This window comes from Methylibium rhizosphaerae (genome assembly GCF_006386545.1).
Lineage (GTDB): Bacteria > Pseudomonadota > Gammaproteobacteria > Burkholderiales > Burkholderiaceae_C > Pseudorivibacter > Pseudorivibacter rhizosphaerae.
In genome coordinates, this window is the sequence record NZ_SWAR01000010.1 from 133,583 (window position 1) to 158,025 (window position 24,443).

General features: G+C 67.6%; 25 protein-coding genes and 2 tRNA genes. 17 read left to right on the forward strand and 10 right to left on the reverse strand.

All coding sequences use genetic code 11. From position 1 onward, the window contains the following. Position 1 precedes the first annotated feature (1 nt). The 7 genes from nadD (at position 2) to E8D38_RS10225 (ending at position 6,078) form a co-directional block, all read left to right on the forward strand. The gene (gene nadD / locus E8D38_RS10195) at positions 2-634 is read left to right on the forward strand and encodes a nicotinate-nucleotide adenylyltransferase (RefSeq protein ID WP_181179020.1); all 633 of its coding nucleotides are present in this window, start codon (positions 2-4) and stop codon (positions 632-634) included. After that, entirely contained in the window at positions 635-1,345 is a 711-nt protein-coding gene (rsfS, locus tag E8D38_RS10200; RefSeq protein WP_140628774.1) for a ribosome silencing factor, read from the forward strand. Between the two features lie 24 nt (positions 1,346-1,369). Continuing rightward, a complete protein-coding gene (rlmH, locus tag E8D38_RS10205; RefSeq protein ID WP_140628777.1) occupies positions 1,370-1,840 on the forward strand; it encodes a 23S rRNA (pseudouridine(1915)-N(3))-methyltransferase RlmH in 471 nt (156 codons plus the stop codon). A gap of 1 nt (position 1,841) precedes the next feature. Continuing rightward, positions 1,842-2,444, forward strand: a complete 603-nt coding sequence (locus E8D38_RS10210) for a Maf family protein (protein ID WP_140628780.1) — start codon at positions 1,842-1,844, stop codon at positions 2,442-2,444. 73 nt (positions 2,445-2,517) lie between these two features. Further along, the gene (gene rng, locus E8D38_RS10215; protein ID WP_140628783.1) at positions 2,518-3,990 is read left to right on the forward strand and encodes a ribonuclease G; all 1,473 of its coding nucleotides are present in this window, start codon (positions 2,518-2,520) and stop codon (positions 3,988-3,990) included. A 34-nt stretch (positions 3,991-4,024) separates the two neighbouring features. Then, the gene (locus E8D38_RS10220) at positions 4,025-4,960 is read left to right on the forward strand and encodes a hypothetical protein (protein ID WP_140628786.1); all 936 of its coding nucleotides are present in this window, start codon (positions 4,025-4,027) and stop codon (positions 4,958-4,960) included. Next, entirely contained in the window at positions 4,957-6,078 is a 1,122-nt protein-coding gene (locus E8D38_RS10225; protein ID WP_140628788.1) for a glycosyltransferase family 9 protein, read from the forward strand. Before E8D38_RS10220 ends, E8D38_RS10225 begins: the two co-directional genes overlap by 4 nt. 9 nt (positions 6,079-6,087) lie before the next feature. On the opposite strand, the gene E8D38_RS10230 is transcribed toward E8D38_RS10225, so the two are convergent. The 8 genes from E8D38_RS10230 to msbA are packed head-to-tail and all read right to left on the reverse strand — an operon-like array spanning position 6,088 to position 14,627. Next, positions 6,088-7,080: a glycosyltransferase family 2 protein gene (locus tag E8D38_RS10230; protein WP_140628791.1), complete on the reverse strand. Its 993-nt coding sequence runs from the start codon at positions 7,078-7,080 to the stop codon at positions 6,088-6,090. Beyond that, a complete protein-coding gene (locus E8D38_RS10235) occupies positions 7,077-8,189 on the reverse strand; it encodes a DegT/DnrJ/EryC1/StrS family aminotransferase (protein ID WP_140628794.1) in 1,113 nt (370 codons plus the stop codon). The genes E8D38_RS10230 and E8D38_RS10235 overlap by 4 nt, the downstream gene beginning before the upstream one ends. Positions 8,190-8,202: 13 nt before the next feature. Continuing rightward, entirely contained in the window at positions 8,203-9,699 is a 1,497-nt protein-coding gene (locus tag E8D38_RS10240) for a glycosyltransferase (protein WP_140628797.1), read from the reverse strand. A gap of 52 nt (positions 9,700-9,751) precedes the next feature. Next, positions 9,752-10,165 carry a sugar 3,4-ketoisomerase gene (locus E8D38_RS10245; protein ID WP_140628800.1) on the reverse strand — a complete coding sequence of 138 codons (414 nt, stop codon included), beginning with the start codon at positions 10,163-10,165 and terminating at the stop codon, positions 9,752-9,754. Further along, positions 10,162-10,653, reverse strand: a complete 492-nt coding sequence (locus tag E8D38_RS29300) for an acyltransferase (RefSeq protein ID WP_140628805.1) — start codon at positions 10,651-10,653, stop codon at positions 10,162-10,164. Before E8D38_RS29300 ends, E8D38_RS10245 begins: the two co-directional genes overlap by 4 nt. Further along, the gene (locus E8D38_RS10255; protein ID WP_181179022.1) at positions 10,650-12,053 is read right to left on the reverse strand and encodes a rhamnan synthesis F family protein; all 1,404 of its coding nucleotides are present in this window, start codon (positions 12,051-12,053) and stop codon (positions 10,650-10,652) included. Before E8D38_RS10255 ends, E8D38_RS29300 begins: the two co-directional genes overlap by 4 nt. After that, entirely contained in the window at positions 12,050-12,868 is an 819-nt protein-coding gene (locus tag E8D38_RS10260) for a glycosyltransferase family 2 protein (protein WP_181179024.1), read from the reverse strand. Before E8D38_RS10260 ends, E8D38_RS10255 begins: the two co-directional genes overlap by 4 nt. 19 nt (positions 12,869-12,887) lie before the next feature. Further along, entirely contained in the window at positions 12,888-14,627 is a 1,740-nt protein-coding gene (gene msbA / locus E8D38_RS10265) for a lipid A export permease/ATP-binding protein MsbA (protein ID WP_140628814.1), read from the reverse strand. Positions 14,628-14,791: 164 nt separating this feature from the next. Between msbA and E8D38_RS10270 the strand changes: the two genes are divergently transcribed. From E8D38_RS10270 to E8D38_RS10305, 8 genes are all read left to right on the forward strand, one after another. Beyond that, the gene (locus E8D38_RS10270; RefSeq protein WP_140628817.1) at positions 14,792-15,595 is read left to right on the forward strand and encodes a glycosyltransferase family 2 protein; all 804 of its coding nucleotides are present in this window, start codon (positions 14,792-14,794) and stop codon (positions 15,593-15,595) included. After that, positions 15,585-16,898 carry a Tol-Pal system beta propeller repeat protein TolB gene (tolB, locus tag E8D38_RS10275; RefSeq protein WP_140628820.1) on the forward strand — a complete coding sequence of 438 codons (1,314 nt, stop codon included), beginning with the start codon at positions 15,585-15,587 and terminating at the stop codon, positions 16,896-16,898. Before E8D38_RS10270 ends, tolB begins: the two co-directional genes overlap by 11 nt. A gap of 49 nt (positions 16,899-16,947) precedes the next feature. Then, positions 16,948-17,478, forward strand: a complete 531-nt coding sequence (gene pal / locus E8D38_RS10280; RefSeq protein WP_140628823.1) for a peptidoglycan-associated lipoprotein Pal — start codon at positions 16,948-16,950, stop codon at positions 17,476-17,478. Between the two features lie 2 nt (positions 17,479-17,480). Then, positions 17,481-18,263 (forward strand): tol-pal system protein YbgF, encoded by a 783-nt coding sequence (gene ybgF / locus E8D38_RS10285; RefSeq protein WP_342779529.1) that lies wholly within the window; start codon positions 17,481-17,483, stop codon positions 18,261-18,263. Between the two features lie 48 nt (positions 18,264-18,311). Continuing rightward, positions 18,312-19,430 (forward strand): YeeE/YedE family protein, encoded by a 1,119-nt coding sequence (locus tag E8D38_RS10290; RefSeq protein WP_140628826.1) that lies wholly within the window; start codon positions 18,312-18,314, stop codon positions 19,428-19,430. A 7-nt stretch (positions 19,431-19,437) separates the two neighbouring features. Further along, a complete protein-coding gene (locus tag E8D38_RS10295; protein ID WP_140628829.1) occupies positions 19,438-20,286 on the forward strand; it encodes a tRNA threonylcarbamoyladenosine dehydratase in 849 nt (282 codons plus the stop codon). A 13-nt stretch (positions 20,287-20,299) separates the two neighbouring features. Beyond that, positions 20,300-20,375, forward strand: a tRNA-Lys gene (locus E8D38_RS10300). Positions 20,376-20,395: 20 nt separating this feature from the next. Continuing rightward, positions 20,396-20,471, forward strand: a tRNA-Lys gene (locus E8D38_RS10305). A 69-nt stretch (positions 20,472-20,540) separates the two neighbouring features. On the opposite strand, the gene E8D38_RS10310 is transcribed toward E8D38_RS10305, so the two are convergent. Both E8D38_RS10310 and E8D38_RS29480 read right to left on the reverse strand, forming a co-directional pair. Beyond that, the gene (locus tag E8D38_RS10310; RefSeq protein WP_140628832.1) at positions 20,541-21,653 is read right to left on the reverse strand and encodes a tyrosine-type recombinase/integrase; all 1,113 of its coding nucleotides are present in this window, start codon (positions 21,651-21,653) and stop codon (positions 20,541-20,543) included. Further along, complete coding sequence (locus E8D38_RS29480; protein WP_425462763.1) at positions 21,653-22,306, reverse strand: DUF4224 domain-containing protein; 654 nt, start codon at positions 22,304-22,306, stop codon at positions 21,653-21,655. The genes E8D38_RS10310 and E8D38_RS29480 overlap by 1 nt, the downstream gene beginning before the upstream one ends. A 35-nt stretch (positions 22,307-22,341) precedes the next feature. Between E8D38_RS29480 and E8D38_RS10320 the strand changes: the two genes are divergently transcribed. Both E8D38_RS10320 and E8D38_RS10325 read left to right on the forward strand, forming a co-directional pair. Next, entirely contained in the window at positions 22,342-23,631 is a 1,290-nt protein-coding gene (locus E8D38_RS10320; protein ID WP_181179026.1) for a DUF1173 family protein, read from the forward strand. Further along, the coding region (locus tag E8D38_RS10325) for a spermidine synthase family protein (protein ID WP_219851700.1) at positions 23,628-24,443 on the forward strand (816 nt) is incomplete at its 3' end. The genes E8D38_RS10320 and E8D38_RS10325, both read left to right, overlap by 4 nt.

A 24,443-nucleotide genomic window follows, 5' to 3' on the forward strand; every position in this document is an offset into this window, starting at 1 on the left:
CGTGGCAAGGCAGGCCGAGCGCATCGGACTCTTTGGCGGCAGCTTCGACCCGGTGCATGTGGCGCACCTGGCGCTGGCCCGCACCGCCCTCGACACCCTCGGGCTCGACCGGCTGCACTGGGTGCCCACCCGGCCCTGGCAGAAGGCCGGGCGCGAGCTGGCGGCCGATGAACACCGGGCCGCGATGGTGGCCCTGGCCATCGACGGCGAACCTCGCTACCGGCTCGACCGGCGCGAGCTGCGGCGCACCGGCCCGAGCTACACCGTCGACACCGTGTGCGAGCTGCATGCCGAACACCCCGGCGCCTGGGTCTTCCTGCTGCTCGGGCAGGACCAGTACGCCAATCTGCACACCTGGAAAGACTGGCAAAGCCTGTTGCCGCTGGTGACGCTGGCGGTGGCCGCGCGCGACGGCCGCCGGCCGGAGCCGGCCCCTGAACTTGCCGCCGTGCCGCATCGCCTGGAAATGCTGGCCATGCCGCGGCTGGACGTGTCGGCCACCGACATCCGCACCCGGCTGGCGCGTGGCGAGCCGGCATCGGCCCTCGTTCCCTCGCTGGTGACCGCCCCGGTCGCGCGCTATATTGACCAGCACCGGCTCTACGCCGCTGCCCCTACCACCCCACGGAGCTGAATGGACATCCGCAAACTGCAACGCGCCATCGTCGATGGCCTGGAAGACGTGAAGGCCCAGGACATCACGGTCTTCAACACCGAGCACCTCTCGCCGCTCTTCGAGCGGGTGATCGTCGCCTCGGGCAATTCCAACCGACAGACCAAGGCGCTTGCCGCGAGCGTGCGCGACGCGGTGAAGTCCAGCGGCTTCCCGGTGATGCGAACCGAAGGCGAAGACAACGGCGAATGGATCATCGTGGACTGCGGCGCCGCCGTGGCGCACATCATGCAGCCCGCCATCCGCCAGTACTACCACCTCGAGGAGATCTGGGGCGGCAAGCCGGTCAAGATGAAGCTCGGCGACGGCAAGTCCGGCGGCCTGGTCAAGGCCAGCGAGCCGATGGACGACGACGAGGCCGAGGCCCTGCCCAGGGCCGCGGCGAAGAAGGCGCCCGCCCGGAAGGCGGCTCCCGCGAAGAAGCCCGCCGCGAAGTCTGCCGCCGGCAAGGGTGCTGCGGCCAAGGCGCCGGCCAGGAAGTCCGCTTCCGGCAAGGCTGCCGCCAAGCCGGTTGCCAAGCCGGCGGCCAAGAAGGCGCCCGCCAAGAAGCCTGCGGCCAAGAAGGTGGCGGCGACCAAGACGGTCGTGGTGAAGCCGGGCCGCCCGAGCACGGCTGCAGCGAAGAAGCCGGCGGCCAAGAAGGCGGCGCCCACGCGCAAGACCTCGCGCTGACCGCGCTCGCGCCGCAGCGCCGTCATGAAGCTCGTGATCGTGGCCGTCGGCCAGCGCCTGCCGGCCTGGGCAGAAGCCGCCTGCGACGACTACCTGAAGCGCTTTCCGCCCGACCTGCGCTGCGAGCTCAAGGCGGTGAAGACCGAGCCGCGAACCAGCGGCAAGCCGGTGGAAGCGCTGATGGCGGCCGAGCGGGTGCGCATCGAGGCCGCGGTGCCCAAGGGCGCGCGCCTGGTGGTGCTCGACGAGCACGGCGCGCGGGCCACCACCCAGCAGCTGGCCGCCCGGCTGGAGGCCTGGCGGCATGACGGGCGCGACGTGGCGCTGCTCATCGGTGGCCCCGACGGGCTGGCGCCCGAGCTCAAGCGCGCCGCCGACGAGTCGCTGCGGCTGTCGGACCTGACGCTGCCGCACGCCTTTGCACGGGTGCTGCTGTCCGAGGCCCTGTACCGGGCCTGGTCGGTGATGGCTGGCCACCCGTATCACCGCGAATGACATGCACTCGATGATCTACCTCGCTTCCCAGAGCCCGCGCCGGCGCCAGCTGCTCGGCCAGATCGGCGTGGCGCACGAGCTGCTCCTGCCCGGCGACGACGAGGATGCCGAGGCGCTGGAGGCCGTGCTGCCCGGCGAACTGCCCGACGCCTATGTCGAGCGGGTCACCCGGGCCAAGCTGCAGGCGGCGCTCGCCCGCCTGCAACGGCGCGGCCTGCCGCCGGCGCCGGTGCTGTGCGCAGACACCACGGTGGCGCTGGGCACGCACATCCTGGGCAAGCCGGCCGGCGACGCTGAGGCCGCCGCCATGCTGGCCCGGCTGTCGGGGCACACCCATCGTGTCATCACCTCGGTGGTGGTGAGCGACGGCCGGCCGCCGGCGCTGGCCACCAGCGTGTCGCACGTGCGGTTCCGGCCGCTCGAGGCCGCCGAGATCGAGCGCTACGTGGCCAGCGGGGAGCCGCGCGGCAAGGCGGGGGCCTATGCCATCCAGAGCCAGGCGGCGGCCTGGATCTCCCACATCGAAGGCAGCTACAGCGGCATCATGGGCTTGCCGCTGTTCGAAACGGCGGAGCTGCTGCGGCGCTACGGCTGGGCGTTCTGAGCGGCCCGGCGTTTCCTCGAGAGCGCGGGTGCCTCCCGAGGCGGCGGCGCTGCCGCTCGCACACAATCGCCCCATGCAAGACATCCTGATCAACTGGTCACCCCAGGAAACGCGGGTCGCCATCGTCGAGAACGGCGCGGTGCAGGAGCTGCACATCGAACGCACGCTGGAACGCGGCCTGGTGGGCAACATCTACACCGGCCGGGTGGCACGGGTGCTGCCGGGCATGCAGTCGGCCTTCATCGACATCGGGCTGGAGCGGGCGGCCTTCCTGCACGTGGCCGACGTGCACCACAACGGCGGCACGCAGCGCAGCCTGTCCGACGGCGCCGGCGCGGCGCCCATGCCCATCGAGAAGCTGGTGTTCGAAGGCCAGACCCTGATGGTGCAGGTCATCAAGGACCCGATCGGCACCAAGGGCGCGCGGCTGTCCACGCAGATCAGCATCGCCGGGCGGATGCTGGTGTTCCTGCCGCAGGACGACCACATCGGCATCTCGCAGAAGATCGGCTCGCCCGAACTGCGCGAGCAGCTGCGCGAGCGCATGCAGCGCCTCACGAAGGGCGCGGGCGGCGGCTTCATCCTGCGCACCAATGCCGAGGACGCGACCGATGCCGAGCTCGCCGACGACATCGACTACCTGCGCAAGGCCTGGGCCGCGGTGCGCGAGCGCAGCTTCAAGGTGCCGGCCGGCACGCTGCTGCACGAAGACCTGAACCTCACCCAGCGCGTGCTGCGCGACCTCACCAACGACCAGACCGGCAGCATCCGCATCGACTCCGGCATGCAGCACGATGCGCTGCGCGCGTTCGGGATGGAATACACGCCCTCGGCGGTGAGCAAGCTGGAGCTCTACCGCGGCGAGCGGCCGATCTTCGACCTGTACAACGTCGATCAGGAGATCGAACGCGCGCTCGCGCGCCGGGTCGACCTGAAGTCGGGCGGCTACCTCATCATCGACCAGACCGAGGCGCTCACGACCATCGACGTGAACACCGGCGGCTATGTGGGCGCACGCAACTTCGACGACACGATCTTCAAGACGAACCTCGAGGCGGCGCTCGCCATCGCGCGGCAGCTGCGGCTGCGCAACCTGGGCGGCATCATCATCATCGACTTCATCGACATGGTGCGCGAGGAGCACCAGGACGCGGTGCTGGCCGAGCTGCGCAAGCAGCTGGCGCGCGACCGCACCAAGATCACCGTGAGCGGCTTCACCCAGCTGGGTCTGGTGGAAATGACCCGCAAGCGCACGCGCGAGTCGCTGGCGCACATGCTGTGCGAGGTGTGCCCGGTGTGCGAGGGCAAGGGGCAGGTGAAGACGCCGCGCAGCGTGTGCTACGACATCCTGCGCGAGATCCTTCGCGAGGCGCGGCAGTTCAACCCGAAGGAGTTCCGCGTCGTCGCGTCGGCCGCGGTCGTGGAAATGCTGCTCGACGAGGAGAGCCAGCACCTGGCGGGCCTGTCCGACTTCATCGGTAAGCCCATCTCGTTGCAGACCGAACCGTCGATGTCGCCGGAGCAGTACGACATCGTCCTGATGTAGTAGCCTTCGCGCCCCTGCCCAAGCATGCATCCCGATGAGAAACCTCCAGAACTTTGCGGCCCGTGAGTGGCTGGAACTGCTGCCGTTGCAGCACGCGCTCAAGCAGCTTCGCAACGACGTGTGGCTTGCCGCCTACGAGCGCAGGCAGCCCGGGGAGTTGCAGGCGTTCTTGCAGCGTGTCCGAGCGTTCGACACCAGGAACGTGCTGGTTTCCGTGGCGTTCGAGCAGCCCTGGGTGCTGGGCTGGCAGCTGCGCATGGCGCGCCGGCACATTGCTGATGCGACGGTCCTCGTGCTGGACAACTCGCGCAGGCCGCAGGCCAGGCAGGAGATCGAGCGAGTTTGTCGCGAGCAGGACGTGCCCTACCTCGGCCTCCCGTTCAATTCGACACGCCACGTCAATCGGTCACATGGCATGGCCATGGCGTGGATCTACCGCAACGTGGTGCAGCAGATCAAGCCGCGCCTGTTCGGCTACATCGACCACGACCTGATCCCGCTTGTGCCGATGAGCATGGCCGAGCGAGTGTCCGGGCAGCCTTGCTTCGGCATGCCGGTCGAAAGCCGCTGGGCCTGGCAGCTTTGGGCCGGCTACTGCATGTTCGACTACCAGGCCGTTGCCGGACTGCCTTTGAACTTCCTCTACGACTTTTCCAATGGCCTCGACACGGGCGGGCGGAACTGGCGCAGCCTGTACAGCAGGCTGGACAAGCAGCAGCTTCGGTTCGCGATCAGCGAGATGAAGGAGGTCTGCGATCCGGTGACAGGCGAAGCGGCGGCGCTGCAGATCGTTGACGAACGCTGGCTCCACATTGGCGGCATTAGCTACAACGACAACTTCAGCTCGAAAGAGGAACTCTGCCGCCGCCTCGCAGGTGCCTTCGATGAAGGCCTGGACTGGACTCAGGTTCGCGCGAGGGGCCAGCAGCGGCACAAGGACGGCCTGCCGGTCGGAGCGTCGTCGCAATGACGCGCAGCGGCAATCCGAAAGGGCGAGCGGAGTTTCAGCGCATCCTTGTCATCTGCACCCGTCAGATCGGCGATGTGCTGCTCACCACGCCGCTCATTCATGCCGCGAAGCGGCGTTGGCCGAATGCCTCGATCGACGTGCTGGGCTTCGCAGGCACTCTTGGCATGCTCAAGGGAAACCCGGACGTTCACGAGCTGGTCGAGGTCCCCGCCGGCAGTGGGTGGCTGCGGTCGATTTCGCTGATTCGCCGGCTGTGGCGGCGCTACGACCTCGCGCTCGTGGCGCAATCCAGTGATCGGGCACATCTGTATGGCTGGGTGGCAGCCAGGGTTCGCAGCGGGCAGGTGCCGGACGAGCCGCGGGCCTGGTGGAAACGCGCGCTGCTCGATCACGTCGTACCTCTGGGCGTGAACCACTCGCACGTCGTGATCGAGAAGATGCGAATGCTGTCGCCATGGGCGGATCTGGCCGACGCGGAAGTGGTGCCGCCCCCGGCCCGTGAGCTGCCTGCGCAGCTGACGGAACAGCTGCGAAGCCCCTACGTGGTCATGCAGGTGCCCTCCCTGGTGCGCTACAAGCAATGGCCCGCCGCTCACTTCGCCGACGTGGCCCGTGCCCTGGTGAACGACGGCTTCCAGGTGCTGTTGAGCGGAGGCCCCTCCGAGGCGGACCGCGCGATCGTCGGCGAGGTGGTGCGCATGGCGGCGTTGCCGGCACCGGCGCTGTTTCCGGTGGCGGGTCTGCTGGACCTGAACCAGTTGACCGCCCTGCTGCAGGGCGCACGCCTGTATATCGGCCCTGACACCTCGGTGACCCATCTGGCCGCGGCTTGCGACATACCGGTGATCGCACTGTTCGGTCCGATCGACCCGAGGCTCTGGGGGCCGTGGTCCGGACGGTTGCCGCTGGAGATTCCCTATGTGCAGCGAGGGCTGTCCCAGCGCAGCGGCAAGGTGATCCTGCTGCAGGGCACGCCGCCTTGCGTGCCCTGCAATCAGGCAGGCTGCGACAGGCACAACGCCAGCCGCAGCGAATGCCTTGAAACCATGGAGCCTGCGCGGGTCATCGAGCAGGCGCGTGCTGCGCTGGGCGTCTCTCCCGGCGTTGCCGCGAGGTGACCCGGCGGGTCAGCGGCCCTCGCCGTGGCGCAGTCGTTTGAACGAGGACTGCATGGCGCGGATGCGCGCCGCCAGCGCCGGCATGCTGAGGTAGGCGAACTTGCGCAGGCGCCAGCCCAGGGCCACCTCCGTGAACTGATGCACCGCGGCCCACCGGCCGGCAAGGTCGGGCGCCGCCAGCAGCGCCTCGATGAAGCGCTCGCGCTGGTACTCGCGCTGGATCACGCGGCACACAAGCTCTTCATGGCCGGCGGTGCGGGCGTCCTGGAGCCATTGCTGGTGCAAGGCCACATGGATGCCGTTCAGCCTGCGCATCCAGGCAAGGAACTGTTCGGCTGAGAAGTTGCGCATGCGATCCGACACGCCGCCACGGCGGTAGCGCACCAGCGGCTCGTCGATGGTGCAGGCGCCTCCGCCCAGCAGGGCACGCAGGACATTGACCTGGTCTTCGTACGACACCTTGGGCCCCAGCGGGCCGAAGCGGTCGAACATGCGGCGGGTGAAGGCATGGCCGGCACCGACGATGTAGGGCCGTTGGCGAGCCCAGTCGTCGAGCGAGCGCCATTGGGCCAGGTCATCGACCTCGAGGACGCCCTGGTCGACGCCTTGCTGGTCCATGTCGATCAGGTGGCTGGCGATCAGGTCGAGCTGCTGGTTCGATGCATCCCAGGCAGCCGCCACGCGGGCCACGCGCTGCGGCAGCGACTGGTCGTCGCCCGCCATCATCACGATGAGCTCGCCTCGCGCCGCACGGACGACCTCGTTGATGTGGTCGCCGATGCCCAGGTTGCGGGCGTTGCGGCGCACCACGACCTGGTGAGGGCCGCGATAGGCCGCGGCGAGCACCTGCATCTGTTCGTGGGTCGTGTCCGGAGAAGCGTCGTCCGACAGCAGCACCTCGACCGGCTCGCAGACCTGGCTGAGGGCGCTTTGCACCGCGGCATCGATGAAGCCGGCCTGCCGGTAGGCCAGCACCGCCAGCGTGATGCGAGGCGCCGTCATGCGGGTGTGCCCCTGCGCGGCCCGGCGATCTGCGCCAGCGCCGCAATGACGGTGTCGATCTCCTGCGGCGTGTGGACCGGGCTGATCGGCAGGCTGAGGATGCGGTCCTGCAATCGTTCGCTTGCCGGCAGCGCCGGCCACGTCTGGCCGGCGAACGCCGGCTGGCGGTGGCAGGCGATGGGGTAGTGGATCATCGTGCCGATGCCGCGGGCGGAGAGTTCCTGCTGGACGCGCGCGCGGTCGTCGACCTGCACCACGAACAGGTGCCACACCGGCTCGCAGTGCGCCGCGATGGTCGGCAGCTCCACTGCCACGTCGGCCAGCCCCTTCATGTATTGCGCGGCGAGGCGGGCGCGGGCGGCGTTCTCGCCATCGAGCGCCGGCAGCTTGGCGCGCAGCATGGCTGCCTGCAGTTCGTCCAGGCGCGAGTTCACGCCGATGACTTCATGGCGGTATTTTGCGCGGGAGCCGTAGTTGCGAAGGGTGCGGATGCGCTGCGCCAGCTCGTCATCGTTGGTCGTGACCGCGCCCCCGTCGCCGAGCGCGCCCAGGTTCTTGCCGGGATAGAAGCTGAACCCTGCCGCCACGCCCAGCCCGCCGACCCGTGTGCCCCGGTGGCGTGCGCCATGCGCCTGCGCGGCGTCTTCGATGACGTGCAGCTTGTGCCGGGCGGCAAAGGCCGAGATGGCGTCCATCTCGGCCGGCTGGCCGTACAGATGGACCGGCATGACGGCGCGCGTGCGCGGCGTGAGGGCCGCCTGCAGTTGATCGGGATCGAGGTTGCCGGTGCCGGGCCGCGGATCCACCGGCACGGGGCGTGCGCCCACCTGGCAGACGGCCAGCCAGGTGGCGATGAAGGTGTTGGCCGGCACGATGACCTCGTCGCCGGCGCCTATGTCCAGGCCGCGCAGTATCAGCACCAGCGCATCGAGGCCGTTGGCAACGCCGATGCAGTGGCGCACGCCGCAGTAGCTCGCGAACTCGGCCTCGAAGGCGGCCGTTTCCTCGCCGAGGATGTACCAGCCGGAGCGCAGCACGCGCAGCTGCGCGGCTTCGAGTGCGGCCTCATGCGGCGCGTTGACGCGGCGAAGGTTGAGGAAATCGACCATGTGATCTGTCACCTTAGCGCAGGCCCAGCTTGGCAGGCAGTTTGCGGAGCGAATTCTTCCACTTGGCCACACGTTGGGCGGCCGTGCGGCGGCGAACCGGCTCATCGAAGACCTGGGGCAGCGAAAGACGCTGTTCGAAGCGCACGACGGCCGCCTGTGCGCGTGCGACTTCCGGCGGTGACCATTCGGCCGCGTAGGTGGGCAGCGCCTGCTTCAAGCGCGTCATCTCCCTGGTCGCCATGTCGATCTCCCGGCCGACCAGCTGGTCCGGAAACCGGTGCTCCCGCAGGAGCTGGGCGAGCCGCAACCGCGTGTACGGCCAATCGAACCTGCCTGGGCTCATGCGCTTCGTGACGGCATCGGGGTTGTCTTGGCGGTAGAGGAACCTGCCGCCGCTGAAGACCACCTTGTTGCATTGAAGGAAGAAGCGCCGCACCGAGTATTCGTCGCTGTTGAGCCCGAACTCCTCGAAGCCGAGCCGGCGCACGAGTTGAGCGTTCCACAGGGCGTTGCCCGGAATGGACCAGTCCAGCGAGTGCTGGCATGCTTCCCGGCCCGAGAGCTCCACGCCGGCATCGCCGGCCAACCCGACGAGCGAGCGGTCCTTGCCGGGCTGGCCTTCATGGTGGAGCACGACTTCGGGGATCACTGCATCCGCCCCGGTCTCCAGCGCCCGCGCATGCATGCTGGCAAGCCAGTCCGCCGAGAACAGGTCGTCCTGCGAGGCGTAGACGAAGTAGCCGCCGGTCATTGCCCCGAGCGCGCGATTCAGTGCCTTTGGTGCCGATCCGAGATTGCGTTCGCAAGTGATGATGCGGACCCTGGAGTCCTTGTCCGCATATCGTTTCAGGATCTGCGCGCTGCCGTCAGTGGAGCCGTCGTCGATGCAGATGAGTTCGAAATCGCGAAAGGTCTGCGCGAGCACGGAGTCGAGGGTCTTCTCCAGGTGCCTTTCGCCGTTGTGCACCGGGATGAACACGCTGACCCGCGGGTTGACGCCGCCCGGCCGTGGCGCTGCCGCTTCCGCAGAGGTCTTCTGGAGCACCGTCAGCAAGTGGGGTCCCTGCCAGCGTTGCAGGCGGATCTTGAAAGCGCCGTTGAATCCGTAGATCGAAGCGGCGCGGCTCTCGTCGTCGAAGTAGATCGGAAAGGTCTCTTCCGTGATGATGTTGACATGCGTGGGATCGCGAAAGGCCACGCCATGGGGGTACGCCGGCGTGTGCGACAGGAACAGGCCTCCTGGCTTCAGCACGCGATGGACCTCGTTCATCACCTCGACAAAGGGATGGCGTCTGTGCGGCGCGTACACGATGCGCGGCACGTGTTCGATGAAGTCGAACGCCGTCACGTAATCGAAGCTTTCGTCGTCGAACGGTATCGGCCCGAGTACCAGGTCGGCGCTCCTGATGTTGCCGCTCAGGTCACTGCGCACGTCGACGCCGCACAGGTCGTCGGCGTGGAACGGGTTGCGCGGGACGTCTCCGCAGCCGAGGTCGAGCGTCCTGCTCATGCCACATCCTCCGTGCGCGCGCCGGCGACCGCCTGATGTCCGGCCCGGCGTCTCATTGCGCCGTCCTCAACGCTCGCTGGAACTCTCCGTAGTCGCGGTAGTAGTCGGATTCGTCGTAGAGGTTGGATGCCAAGACCATGCATACCGAGCCGGAGGAAAAATTGTCTAGTTCGCGCCAGATCATCGGGCAGACGTACAAGCCGTAGTACGAGCGATTCAGGTGGAAGCGCCGCTTGCCGCGGCCATCGTCGAGGACCACGTCGAAGCTGCCCGACATCGCGACGATCAACTGGTGCAGAGCCTTGTGCGCATGGCCGCCGCGCTCCGAGCCACCCGGCACGTCGTAGAGGTAGTACACCCTTCGAATGTCGAAAGGGACGTGCCGCTGCCCTTCGATGAAGGTCAGGTTGCCTCGCGGGTCGCTGATCTTCGGCAGGTCGATGATCTTGCATCGTTCGAGTGTCATTCCCGTTTCCCGGATCCTTGGCTGGCGTCGATGATGCGTGCCGGGTTGCCGGCAACGGTGGCGCCATCCGGGACATCCCGTGTGACGACGGCACCTGCCCCAACGGTGGCGCCTGCGCCGACTCTGATGCCCGGGAGCAGCACCGCGCCGGCGCCGATTGATGCGTCGCGCGCCACCGTGGTGCGTTCAAGCTTGAAATCACGATTGCCGCTGCGCGGTCGGCGGTCGTTGGTGAAACTGACGTTGGGGCCGACGAAGACGCCGTCCTCCAGCGTGATCCCATTCCACAGCTGCACGCCGCTCTTGATCGTGACCCGGTCGCCGACGACCACGTCGCTCTCGATGAAGCAATGCGAGCAGATGTTGCATTCGCAGCCGATCCGGGCTCCCTGCAGTACCACCACGTACTGCCAGATGCGCGTACCGCTGCCGATGGCTGCCGTCTGCACGTCGGACGACGGGTGGACGAAATACGGGGCGCCGCTCATGTCGGCCCCTCGGCCGGCGAGTACGCCGGCCGATCCCCCGGGGAGATGCGGGCCGGCTTGGGAGCGGCCCGGCGCTCGGCCCGCTGGGATGTCGGCCCCTCGTCCGGCGGGTACGCCGGCCGATCCCCCGGGGGGATGCGGGCCGGCTTGGGGGCGGCCCGGCGCTCGGCCCGCAGGGATGCCTGCCCCTCGTCCGACGGGTACGCCGGCCGATCCCCCGGGGGGATGCGGGCCGGCTTGGGGGCGGCCCGGCGCTCGGCCCGCAGGGATGCCTGCCCCTCGTCCGGCGAGTACGCCGGCCGATCCCCCGGGGGGATGCGGGCCGGCTTGGGAGCGGCCCGGCGCTCGGCCCGCAGGGATGCCTGCCCCTCGTCCGGCGAGTACGCCGGCCGATCCCCCGGGGGGATGCGGGCCGGCTTGGGAGCGGCCCGGCGCTCGGCCCGCGAGATCGAGGTCGAAACAGGGTGTCTCATGTGCGGTTGGCGAACTCGTAGGCGGACAGTATCTCGCCGGGAACCAGTTGCTTGAGGTCGTGCGTGTCCCAATAGGCTTCGAGCACATCCGTCTTGAGGTAGGGCATGCCTTGGCGTGCCAGATCGGCCCAGGTCCGGATGCTGTTCATGGGCCCGCTCGGGGAAGCGGTAGAGCGTCTCGGTGGTGCAGCCGGCACTCTTCATCCTGGCGGTGAAGTAGGCCTCGTACGCGAGGATGACGAGCTCTTTCGTGGGCAGGTTGGCAATGCGAGCCATGAAGGCAGGCAGCGCATCGCTCTGCAACGCGCGGCGCTGAGCCGCCAGGAAGTAGCTCTGCAGGTGGTGCCGCGGAAACCGGTTGTCGGTCAGACCCACCACATCGGCCTGGCTGGTGCGAATGCGTTCGAGCACCTGTGCAAGGCTGTCATGCGCGTTCGGTCCTACGATGCTGTCGTTGACCAGCAGCAGGCGAGAGCAGCCACTCAGTTGCTTCTCGTACATCACGTGCGCATGGGCCCAGCCTCCGAAGTCGAACCCGGAGTTCTCGCGCACGATCAATCCGCGCAGCCCTTCCACGAAGCTTGTGTCGAAAGCAAACTCTTCCGCCGGGAGCGGTGAGTTGACGATCAACAACACGCCCACGCCGTTGGCCTGCAGCGCGGCAATGTGTCGATGGACGTGACGCTTCAGGGCGGGCTGAGGTGCGTAGCTGACGAACAGGCAGATTTCCGGGTCGAGATCATGGCCCGGTGCCTTGAGCACCTTCACCGCGGCGCGGCTGGCGATGCCCGCCCCCGTGAACAGCCCGAGCAGCTCTTCGTGGCGCAAACGCAGCTTCTCGATTTCGCGTCGCCTGACATACGGCAGCCGATCCTTGAGCCGGCGGCGCCAGGCCTTCCACCATGACACCGGCTGCGTCTGGCTCATAGGTACTCGACATCGGTCCATCGCGCATCGGCGCGATGCATGTGCATCACATAGCCGTGGGCCTTGCGCTCCGAGGCGACCCAGTCTCTTGCCGATCGCACCCGATCGCGCTTGAAACGCTTGCGCTCGAACCAGTTCAGGCCGAGCTTGCGATAGAAGTGCTGCCGGTCGCCAAGATCGTGCTGGCCCGTTTCGAGCTTGATGGCCTTTTGCGTGATGGAGCCGAAGTGGTGCAGCAGTGCGTCGCCTACGGTGCCGACGGGCACACCATTGCGCAGGCAACGGACGAGGAACTCCACGTCTTCGCGGCCTCCCAGTTGGCGGTCCGTGTCGGGAAATCCGACCGTCTCGAATACCTTGCGGCGCACCGCAAAGCACACCCCGTGAAACCAGCCGCGGCGCAGCGTGCCCCGCATGGCCTGCCTGAATGCAGACTGATGCTGTGCGAAGTCGTAGTCCAGTGCACCTTCGGCCAGTGCAGGGCTCACCACGTCGAGCCCGTGGCGTTCGGCGGCGGACAGCATGTCGTCCATGCCGTGGTCGCAGACGATCACGTCGTTGTTGAGCAGCACGGTCCACTCGTTGTCGCTGCGCAAGGCGCCTTGCGTCCAGGCTCCGCCGCAGCCCAGGTTGACCCGGTTGCGGATCGACGGGACATCCGGTCTCGACGCCAGCCACTGCGGGGTGTCGTCCGTGCTGCCGTTGTCGATCACGAGCAGGGACTGCGCCGGCGTGCCGCCTTGCAGCAGGCTCTCGACACACTGGCGCGTGTATGCGAGCTGGTTGAGCACGGGGATGACAACGGTGTACGCCATGACGGTCTTTCGTGCGGAATCAGGTGTTGAACTGCAGGGCATGCAGGCGTGCGAACAGCCCTCGTTGTGCCAGCAACTGCGCATGGGTGCCTTGCTCGGCCACCCGGCCCTGGTCCAGCACGATCACCCGGTCGGCCGCTTCCACGGTCGACAGCCGGTGCGCGATGACGATCGAGGTGCGACCGGCCATCAGGCGCTCGAGGGCCGTCTGCACGAGCCGTTCGCTTTCGCTGTCGAGTGCGGAGGTGGCTTCGTCGAGGATGAGGATGGGCGCGTCCTTGTAGATGGCCCGGGCGATGGCCAGCCGCTGGCGCTGCCCGCCGGACAGCTGGCTGCCGTTGTGCCCGATCGGGCTGTCGATGCCCTGGGGCAGGCTGTCAACGAAGCCGCGCAGGTTCGCCCCTTCGAGCGCCGCGAGGACGCGTTCCCTGTCCATGGGGGCGCCCAGGCATACATTTGCAGCCACGCTGTCGTTGAACAGCACGACGTCCTGGCTCACCAACGCGAATTGGCGGCGCAGCGCTGCGAGGTCCCAGTCCGGCAGCGGCACGCCGTCCAGAAGGATCTCGCCTTCCGATGGGGTGATGAAGCGCGGCAGCAGGTTCACCAGCGTGGACTTGCCGGCGCCGGAGGGCCCGACCAGCGCGACCGTCTCTCCAACGTGGATGTGCAGGTCGATGCCCTGCAGAGCCGGCGCCTGGTCAGCCTTGTAGCGCAGGGTCACGTGCTTGAGCTGAAGCTCGCCGCGGGCGCGTTCGGGCGCGTGCGAGCCACCGGTCTCGACCGGCGTGGCTTCTATCAGGTCGATTCCGCGTTGCACGGCTGCCAAGCCGCGAGTCACAGGGCCGGCGACGTCCGTCAGATGTCGCAGCGGCGTGATGAGCATCAGCATCGCGGTGACGAACGCAACGAAACCGCCAACGGTGCCGCCTTCGGCGCTGTTTTGCCACAGGGCCGCGACGATCACTGCAGACAGCGCGCAGGCCGAGAGGAGCTGGGTGATCGGCGTGACGGTGGAGGCGGCGACGGTGGCTTTCAGCAGCAGCTGCCGCAGTGCGTTGCTGGCTCGCTGGAATCGGCCGGCCTGCTGCCCTCCAGCACCGTGCAGTCGCACCAGCCGCCAAGCCAGGACGTTTTCTTCCACCACATAGGCGAGCTCGTCTGTCGCTGCCTGGCCTGCCACGGTGATGCGGTGCATCCGCCGGCTGAAGATCCGCATGGTCAAGGCCACGGCCGGAAAGAGCACGCCGATGAAGAGGGTCAGCTTCCAGTTCAGCCAGACCAGGTAGCCCAGCAGGGCAATTGCCGTGAAGCTGTCCTTGATGAGCGTCTGCACCGCATTGACCAGCATCGCCGAGCCGCCTTGCACCTCGTACACGACCGAGTTGATGAGGCTGCTGGCCGACTGGCGGCTGAACAACGACGGCTGCGCGTCCAGCAGCCGGGCGAACATCGCATTGCGCATGCCCAGCGTTGCATGGTTGGCGGCCCATGCGAGCGCGTAGTTGACCAGGAAGCCAGAGACGCCGCGCACGAAGAAGAGGCCGACGATCGTGGCCGGCACCGCCCACAGCGGGATCGTGCCCTGGGTGAAGCCGCTGTCGAGCAACGGCTTCATCATCGACGCCATGGCCGGCTCCGTGGCGGCACCGACGGCTGCGCCCAGGACAGCGACGACGAAGGCCCAGCGGGCACTTGAAAAGTACGGCCAGACGGTGCGCAGGAGATTCCGGAGGTTCTGATTGCTGGAGGCGGACATGCTGGCTCGGATCACTGACCACCGCTTTCTGGTGGGTTGCAGCCGGGGCGGCTTCATGGTCCCCGACCCTGGGCCGGGACCGCGAATTATGCGCGGCGCCGCCAGGGCCACGGAGCTGCCGCCAGAGCTGCCTACAATTCGCGCTTCGCCCCAAGAACGGTTCAATGTCTCTGTCGGTCATCGTCATCACCAAGAACGAAGCAGCAAGCATCGAGGCTTGCCTTGCCTCGGTGCCCTTCGCGAGCGAGTGGATCGTGGTCGATTCGGGCAGCACCGACGACACGCGCGACATCGCGCGGCGGCTTGGCGCCCGGGTGGTCGAGACGGCCGACTGGCCGGGATTCGGGCCGCAGAAGAACCGTGCGCTGGCCGAGGCTCGCGGCGACTGGGTGCTCAGCCTGGACGCCGACGAGCAGGTGAGCCCCCGGCTGGCCGAGCAGATCCGTGCCGTGGTGCAGGGCGGCGAGGAGCGCGGGGCGGTGGCCTACACCCTGTCGCGCCTGTCGTCCTTCTGCGGCCAGTGGATGCGCCACGGCGACTGGTATCCGGACCACGTGCTGCGACTGTTCCGGCGCGGCCAGGCGCAGTTCAGCAACGACCTCGTGCACGAGTCTGTCCAGTGCTCGGGCAAGGTCGGGCACCTCGACGGCCACTTGCTGCACGACAGCATGCCGAGCCTCGAGGAATGCCTCGACAAGATGAACCGCTACACCAGCGGCCGGGCGCGCGACCAGCGGCGTGCGGGCAAGCGCGGCGGCCTGGGCACGGCCATCGGCCACGGGCTGTGGGCATTCGTCCGGTCGTATTTCGTGCGTGGCGGGCTGCTGGACGGCCGCATGGGTTTCATCGTGGCGTTCAGCATCGCCGAGGGCACTTACTACCGTTACCTCAAGTTGTGGATGCTGGAGCGGGGACTTGGGTCACCATCAGCGCAAGTCGTCAACAAGAAGGGTCTGCATGCAGAGTGATCATCAGCATCGGCGTGGTGCCTGGTCGCGTCGTTCGTTTCTCGTCAAGCCTTCCGTCGCGGCCCTGGGAGCCGCCTGGGCGGGTAGTGCGCTGGCGCAGTTCAGGGTCGAGATCTCGGGGGTGGGGGCGACGCAGCTGCCCATCGGCATCGTGCGCTTTCGCGACGAGCAGAAGGGACCGCAGCCGGTGTCGGCCATCGTGCGGGCCGACCTCGAACGCAGCGGCCTGTTCCGCAACCTCGACACCAATGGCATCGCGCTGGACGAAAACGCAAAGCCGGTGATGGGCGACTGGCGCGCCAAGGGCGCCGACGCGCTGCTGGCGGGGTCCGTGATGCGCCTGGCCGATGGCCGCTTCGACGTGCGCTACACGCTGTGGGACGTGGTGAAGGGCACCAACATCGGCGGCGGTGCCCTGGCGGTGCCGGTTGCCGACCTGCGGCTGGCGGCGCACCGCGTGGCCGACGACGTCTATGAAAAGCTCACCGGCGAGAAGGGGGTGTTCTCCACCCGCATCGCCTACGTCAGCAAGATCGGCAGCCGCCACACGCTGTGGATCGCAGACGCCGACGGCGAAGGCGCGCAGTCGGCGCTGGCGAGCCCCGAGCCGATCATCTCGCCGGCCTGGTCGCCCAACGGCAAGGAGCTCGCCTACGTCTCCTTCGAAAGCCGCAAGGCGGTGGTCTACGTGCAGGACGTGGCCAGCGGCGCCCGCCGCGCGGTGGCCAACTTCCGCGGCACCAACAGCGCGCCGGCCTGGTCGCCCGACGGGCAGCAGCTGGCTGCGACGCTGAGCCGCGACGGCATCTCCCAGCTCTACGTGATGAGCCGCACCGGCGACAATGTGCGCCGGCTCACGTCCAGCAACGCCATCGACACCGAAGCTGCATGGTCTGCCGATGGCCGCTCGATCTACTTCGTGAGCGACCGGGGCGGCAGCCCGCAGATCTATCGCATGAGCGCCACGGGCGGCTCGCCGGACCGGATCACGTTTGCAGGCAGTTACAACATCAGCCCGGCGCTGAGCCCCGACGGGCGTTCCATGGCGTTCATCTCGAGGGTGAACGGCGCGTTCCGGCTGCATGTGATGGACCTCGCCAGCGGAACCGTAACGGCACTGACTGACACAAATGACGACGAAAGTCCGAGCTTCGCGCCCAATGGCCGGCTCATCATCTACGCGACCCGCCTGCAGGGTCGCGACGTTCTGATGACCACCACCGTGGACGGCAAGATCAAGGCGCTTCTGCCTGCCCCGCAGGCAGACATGAGAGAACCCGTTTGGGGCCCGTTTGGGCGTTGACTAGAGTGCCGCACAGGCACGTTTCGCAATGAGTAGAAGGAGAGAAATCATGACCGCAATTCGAAGCCTGGCGCCGTTGGCGGCGCTGCTGGTGCTGGCTGGCTGCGCCTCGAGCGTGAAACTCGACGAGACCCCCGTGGAATCTCGCACTGCCACGTCCACCACAGCCCCGGGTGCCGGCGCGACGAGCGGCCAGACGAACCAGTCGCAGGTCGCCCGTGTCGACCTGGGCCGGCAGGACAATGCCGCTGCCGTGGGGCGCGTGGTGTATTTCGACTTCGACAGCTTTGTCGTGAAGGACGAGTTCCGCCCGGTGGTCGAAGGCAACGCCAAGACGCTCACCTCCGATCGCAAGAAGCGCGTCATGGTCGAAGGCCATACCGACGAGCGCGGCGGTCGCGAGTACAACCTCGCGCTCGGCCAGAAGCGTGCCGAAGCGGTGGTGAAGTCGCTCACGCTGCTTGGCGTGCAGGACGGGCAGGTCGAGGCCGTGAGCTACGGCGAAGAGCGTCCGGCCGCTTCCGGCAGCGACGAATCGTCGTGGGCGAAGAACCGCCGCGCCGAACTGAAGGACCGCTGATCGTGAGCGCGGCAATGTTGTTGCGTGGCCTGCGCGGCATCGCGATCGCGTCTGCCGCGGCTCTGATGCTGCCCGCCGCACAGGCGGGCCTGTTCGATGACGAAGAGGCCAGGCGCGCCATCCTCGACCTGCGCAAGCAGATCGATCAGGGCAACGAGCAGAGCCGGGCCCGCCAGGCCGAGCTGGCCGAGCAGCTCAGCCAGCTGCGCCGCAGCCTGCTCGACCTGAACGCGCAGCTCGAGCAGACCCGCGCCGAGATGGCCAAGCTGCGCGGGCAGGACGAACAGCTCGCCCGCGACGTGGCCGAGCTGCAGCGCCGGCAGAACGACCTGCAGCAAGGCCTCGACGACCGTGTGCGCAAACTCGAGCCGCAGAAGGTCTCGGTGGACGGCAAGGAGTTCCTGGCCGACCCCGAGGAGAAGCGCCAGTACGACGAGGCCATCGCGGTGCTGCGCAAGGGCGACTTTGCCGGCGCGGCCGCGTCGCTGGCCGCCTTCACCCGCCGGTACCCGGCCAGCGGGTTCAACGACTCGGCGCTGTTCTGGCTGGGCAATGCCCAGTACGGCCGGCGCGAGTACAAGGAAGCGATCAATGCATTTCGCTCGATGGTGCAGACGTCTCCCGACCATCCGCGTGCACCGGAGGCTTTGCTCTCCATCGCCAACTGCCAGGTCGAGCTGAAGGACCCCAAGACCGCCCGCAAGACGCTCGACGAGCTCCTCAAGGCCTACCCGAAGTCCGAAGCCGCGCAAGCAGGCCGCGAGCGGCTGGCCTCGCTGAAGTAGTTGCCTGCGTCGCGGGCTCGCGCGGCACGGCCTGCCTAGAATTCGGGCATGCCGGACGCAGCCCCTCTCGCTGATATCGCGGCCCAGGTTCTCTGGGCCGCTTTTGCCTTGGCCGTGGTATTTGGCGCAGTGGCCCAGCGCACGCATTTCTGCACCATGGGGGCGGTGGCCGACATCGTGACCATGGGCGACTGGACCCGCATGCGCATGTGGGTGCTGGCCATGGGCGTGGCCATCATCGGATTCAACGCCATGGTGGGGCTCGGCTGGGTCGACGCCGGCAAGAGCCTCTACGGCGGCCCGCGCTGGATCTGGCTCTCGGCGCTGGTGGGCGGTGCGATGTTCGGCTTCGGCATGGTGCTGGGCTCCGGCTGCGGCAGCAAGACGCTGGTGCGCATCGGCGGCGGCAACCTCAAGTCGCTCGTCGTGTTCGTCGTGCTCGGCGTGTCGGCCTGGGCCACGCTGAAGGGCGTGACCGCGGTGCTGCGCGTGGCCACGGTGGACACGGTGGCGGTGACCTTGCCGGCCTCGCAGGACCTGCCGTCGCTTCTCGCGCCGGTGCTCGGGCAGGGCAGGCAGACCCTGGCCTGGATGCTGGGGTTGGCGGTGGGCGGCCTTTGCGTCGCCTGGGCGCTGCTGCCGCAAAGTGCTCGCTCGTTCGACAACCTGCTCGGCGGGCTCGGCATCGGCCTCGTGATCGTGGGCGCCTGGTGGGTGTCCGGGCGCCTGGGCTACGTGGCCGAGGACCCGGACACGCTGCAGGAAGCCTTCCTGGCCACCAACTCGCAGCGCATGGAGTCGTTCAGCTTCGTGGCACCCATGGCCTACACCATCGACTGGTGGGTGTTCTTCAGCGACAAGAGCAAGGCGCTCACCATCGGCATCGTGTCCACCGCGGGTGTGGTCGTGGGTTCCGCCGTCGCGGCACTGGCGGCGGGCAGCTTCCGCTGGGAAGGCTTCCGCGATGCGGAGGACACCGCGATGCATCTGGCGGGGGCGGCGCTCATGGGCATCGGCGGCGTGACCGCCATGGGCTGCACGATCGGCCAGGGGATCTCCGGTGTCTCCACGCTCGGTCTTTCCAGTTTCACAGCACTGGCGGGCATTCTCGTGGGGGCAGTCGCGGCGCTGAAGCTTCAGACCTGGCGACTGCTGCGCGCCGCATGACAAACGCATGAGCACACTTTCCGAACAACCAGCCAACCCTGCCGTTCTGGAGGCAGACCTCGAGCGACGCTTCGGCGGGCTGAGACGCCTCTACGGTGACGCCGGCTATCGAGCTCTGCGCGGGGCCCGCGTCGCGGTGGTGGGCGTGGGCGGGGTCGGGTCCTGGGCCGTCGAGGCACTGGCCCGCAGCGGCGTGGCCGGGCTGACGCTCATCGACCTCGACCACATTGCCGAGTCGAACATCAACCGTCAGGTCCATGCGCTGGACAGCACCCTGGGCCAAGCCAAGGTGCTGGCGCTCAAGGAGCGCATCGCGCAGATCCACCCCGGCTGCGAGGTGGCTGCGGTGGACGAGTTCGCCACGGAGGAGAACGCCGCCTTGCTGCTCGGCGGTGGCGCACTGGACGGCGTGCTCGAGTGCTGCGACCAGGTGAGGGCCAAGGCGGCCATCGCAGCCTGGTGCCTGCAGCATGCCGTACCGCTGGTGGCGGTGGGCGCGGCCGGCGGCAAGCGTTCGGCTCATGCGGTCGAGGTGGCCGACCTCGCCGAAACCACGCATGACCCGTTGCTGGCGTCGGTGCGCCAGCGCCTGCGGCAAAAGCATGGCGCAGCGCGCAAGGGTCCGATCGGCGTGCGCTGCGTGTTCTCGCGCGAGCCGGTGATGCGGCCCGTGACCGACAGCGGCGAGAGCTGCGACATCGACAGCAGCCTCAACTGCCACGGCTATGGATCGTCGGTGGCGGTGACGGCGGTGTTCGGGCTCACCGCTGCCGGCGACATGCTGAACACCCTCGCATCGCGAAAGGCGGCAGACTCGCCCGTGGTGCTTGATCCGGTTGCGAAAGCCTGGCTATAATGTTAGGCTTCGCGGGTTGTTAGCTCAGTCGGTAGAGCAGCGGACTTTTAATCCGTTGGTCGCAGGTTCGAATCCTGCACAACCCACCAGGCGAACGACGAAAAGCGTGGGGCTCTTAGCTCAGTTGGTAGAGCAGCGGACTCTTAATCCGTAGGTCGAGTGTTCGAGTCACTCAGGGCCCACCAAGTACACAGGCATGTTGGCGATAGTGGTTGCCAACATGCCTTTCTTTTTTGCGGAACACTTCCGCAAAATCACCGCAGCGGCTTGACCTTGCGGCCCGCCTTGTGGCGGATGTACTCGGCAGTCATCGACTCGGTGGTGTGGCCCAGCAGCGCCTGTGCGCCTCTCGTACCCGAGACGTCATCGGTCTCGGTGGCGGCCTTGGCCCGCAGGTCGCGAAACTGGAAAGCCGTCTTGTCGATACCGGCCGCATCGCGTGCACTGTCGAAGCGCTTGCGCAACATGGCCGCGGTCAGGCGCTCACCCTTCTCATTCACCAGCAGCTGCAGGGCGCGAACCTTCGACTCCGGGGTCCGGGCCGCCTTGTAGGCGGCGAGCTCAGCGAGCAGCACCTTGAGCTCGCCCTCGATGACGATGCGCAGCTTGGCCTTCGTCTTACCCTGCTTGACGCGCAGGATGCCGTCGGCGACGTCGGTCTCACTCATGCGCAGCACGTCGCCTGGCCGTTGTCCGGTGAGATGCGCGAGCCGGAGTGCAAGCTGGAGAGGGCGTCCCGCATGCTCCATCACGCGTTCCAGCAGTTCGTCGTCGACATAGGCATCGCGGCCTTCCTCCCGAAAGCCCTTGATGCCCTGGCACGGGTTGGGTGCCTTGGTGAAGCCGTGTTCACGGGCGTAGTTCCATACATGCGAGAAGAGCGCCTTCTCGCGGTTCGCACGGACCTGTCCGTACTTGGCTGGGATCGGTATTGCGGGCCTGCCGTCCTTGCGCCGCTCGGCATTGCGCGCCTCGGCGGCCTTTCTCGCTTCCCTGGCACGCCAGTCCAGGTACTTGCGGATGTGCACCGGCTCGATCGCATCGAGCGGTGCGGGCGGGTCGTTGAAGAACCTGAGCAGCCAGACCTTCTCCGCCTCGTTGTCCTTCTGTGTGCGCGGCGCCTTTGTCGGGATCACGTTCTTCCAGTAGTGCTCCAGCACTTCGGCAAACGTGCCCGCAGCGACTGCGGGTGGCTTCACGCAAGTCAGCTCCGCCCACTTCTGCACAGCGCGCGCGTAGTCGGACCCGAGTGGAATCTCCTTGCGCGGCTTGCCCCCGGAGTCGAGGTAGTAGTGGACGAGCCTGCCGCGCGGACGTGCCCGCATGCCTCGAGGCAGGTTCGTCCATCGCGTCGGCTTCCTGCCCATCACGCCTCCAATGCCCTGGGCTGCCAACCCTCGGGCGCCCGGACGTCCTTCCCTTGCAAGGCAGACCACAGGACCACCGCGTGGCCGGTCGCGTTGATGCGAAAGGGTATGCCGGCCGAGCGCAGCCACTCGATCTGGCGCGACTTCTGGCATCGTCCGGTCAGGCGCTTCAGATCAGCGTCATCCAGGAATGGGCTGGAGTCGCTCATGATGCTGACTCCTGCAGCGCGGCATCCCCTAGTGCGGGATGGTGCAAGACGAGGAACGAGACCCGGTGGGTCCCCACTCGCGGAATGGGAGCGGCAGAGGGGAACATCGGCAAGGCTTCCGGCACGGCGGCTCGCCAGCGGCGCGGGCGAACGCCAGGCGTCCTCGTGCAACTCGCACAGGGACGCTTGTTCAGGGAACTCCGGTCTGATGGCGCCCGGCGAATCGGCAATTCGCCGCGATGGCGAGCCATGCTCAAGAGGGGTCGACGGCAAAGGGCCGAAAGAACCGATTCTCACATCGCGACGGTTTCTTCGCGTTGGCACATGCTGTCCTCTGGCCGTTGCCCTCGTCAACGTCACATCTGAGCCGAAGCGGGGGCTGGTTCCGCGTTGACCTGTGGCGCTGTTCTTCAGGATCCTCAACCAATGGGATTGATCCTGCATCGTCCCGAACCTTGCGTATCACGACACCGGCTATCGTGGCAGACCTCGATCCCGAATATCTCGTAGGCAAGACCCGTTTGCGACCCGGCGACGCTTGCTGGCAGCAGGCTCTGGAGGACGCCTATGCGACGGACGAGAAGCCGCGGTGCCTTTGCCGGCGGGAAGGTGTGCCGATGTACATCGCGAAGTACCAGCACTTCGTCGTGAAGCGGCTGCCCGACACTGGACATCGCCACCATCCGACGTGCCCGTCGTATGAACCGCCGCCAAACCAGTCCGGCCTCGGCGAGGTGCTCGGCGACGCCATCATCGAGCGCGCGCCCGATCGAGTCGAAGTACGGCTCGACTTCCCGCTCACGCGTCGGCTCGGCCGGCCGGTTGCCCCCGGTGATCCGACGGCCGTTCGCACCGAGGTCGCCGCTCCGCGGCGCCGCCTGGGGCTGCGCGGCCTTGTGCACCTGCTGCTGCAGCGCGCCGGCTTCAACCGCTGGTACCCGCGGATGCACGGCAAGCGAAGCTGGTACGTCGTACGCAAGCACCTGATGGCCGCGGCGCACGAGATCGAGACGAAGGGCGCGCGCCTGGCCGACATCCTTCTGATCCCCGAGCCGTTCTCACTCGAAGACGCAACGACCATCGCGAAGCGCCGCATGCGCGCGATGGCCGTGCTGTTGTCGCCCGGTGAGGACGTGCAGTTCAAGCTGATGCTCGTGATGAGCGAGCTTAAGGAATTTGCGGCCACCGACGTCGACTACCGCATCGTGCTGCGCCACATGCCCGACTGCCCGCTCTACATAGAGCGCAACGCCGGCGAGCGTTTCAAGAAGGTGTTCGAGTGCGAGTACGAGGCCTGGGCCCACGGGCGCTCGGCCGAGCAGTCGGGGCAAACCGACCCGTGGAGGCTGAGGTTTCTCTTCTGCGGGCTGATCTACGCCAAGCGCGAGGGCGTGTACTTCGTCGACACCGCGACCCTCGTGATGCTGTCGTCGACATGGATCCCGCTCGATCACCCATACGAGCAACTGCTGATCGACGACCTGGTACGCCAGGAACGGCGCTTCCTCAAGCCACTGCGCTTCGAGTCGAAGCAGGGGGCGACGTTTCCGAACGCAGTGCTGCTCGACACCGGCGACGCGGAAACCCCACTGGACATCGTCACGCCGTTCATGATCGACAGGGACCGCGCGCTGAAGCAACAGGCCCTCGCCAAGCGGGCAGCGGGGTGGACCTGGGACATGCAGACGCAGCAGGAGCCGCCGCCGCTGCCGCGCGCGATCCATCAGGGCTCGCCGGCGGTTCCTGCGCACACGACGGCGGCGACATGAGCGCGCGCCTGCTTGTGCTCCTCGTCTTCGTCGAGGGCTTCGCGTCGCTGGGCATCGAGGTGATCGCGCTGCGCCGGCTCGTGCCACACATGGGTAGCGCGATCACGGTCACCGCTCCCACCATTGCCATGTTCCTGCTCGCGCTCACGCTCGGCTACTGGACCGGCGGCCGCATCAAGAGCGGCTTCGGTGCCCGCATGCAGGCCAACTTCCTCATCGCCGCCGGCCTCGCCGGGGTGGGCTTGTCGACTTCCTTCGTGCAAGTCTTGTTCGCGGCGATCCCGAACTCCGGGGCGGCGTTCATCGTCTTCATCGCCGCCGTCGTGTGCCCGCCGGCGTGTCTGCTTGCACAGACCGTGCCGCTGATGGCCAACCTGATCGAGCGCGACCGCGCCGGCGCCGCCAGCGCAGTCGCGCTGACCGCATCGACGGCGGGCTCGGTGCTTGGGGCGCTGGTCATCTCGCTGGGCGTGATGCAGCTTGCCGGTGTGTCGGCCGCCGTCGCGCTGTGCTGCGCGGTCCTGTGCCTGGCGGCGGGCATCCATGCACTGGTCAGCGGGCGATCAATACGCGCTGCGACGGCGGCGATGGCGTCGGCTGCCCTCGTCGCCTGGAACATTGGCGGCCCCTCGCTGAACACGCTGGAATCGGCCTACGCCGACTACCGCGTTACGACGCGCAGTGTTCGCCCGCTGGGCCCGGGCTATACGGACCCCGCGCGCGTGTTCCTGGTGAACAACCAGCAGGCCTCGCTGCTCGATGCGAGCGAGCCGCCGAAGCGTTCGCCCTACATCGAGCGCATGCAGCGGTTG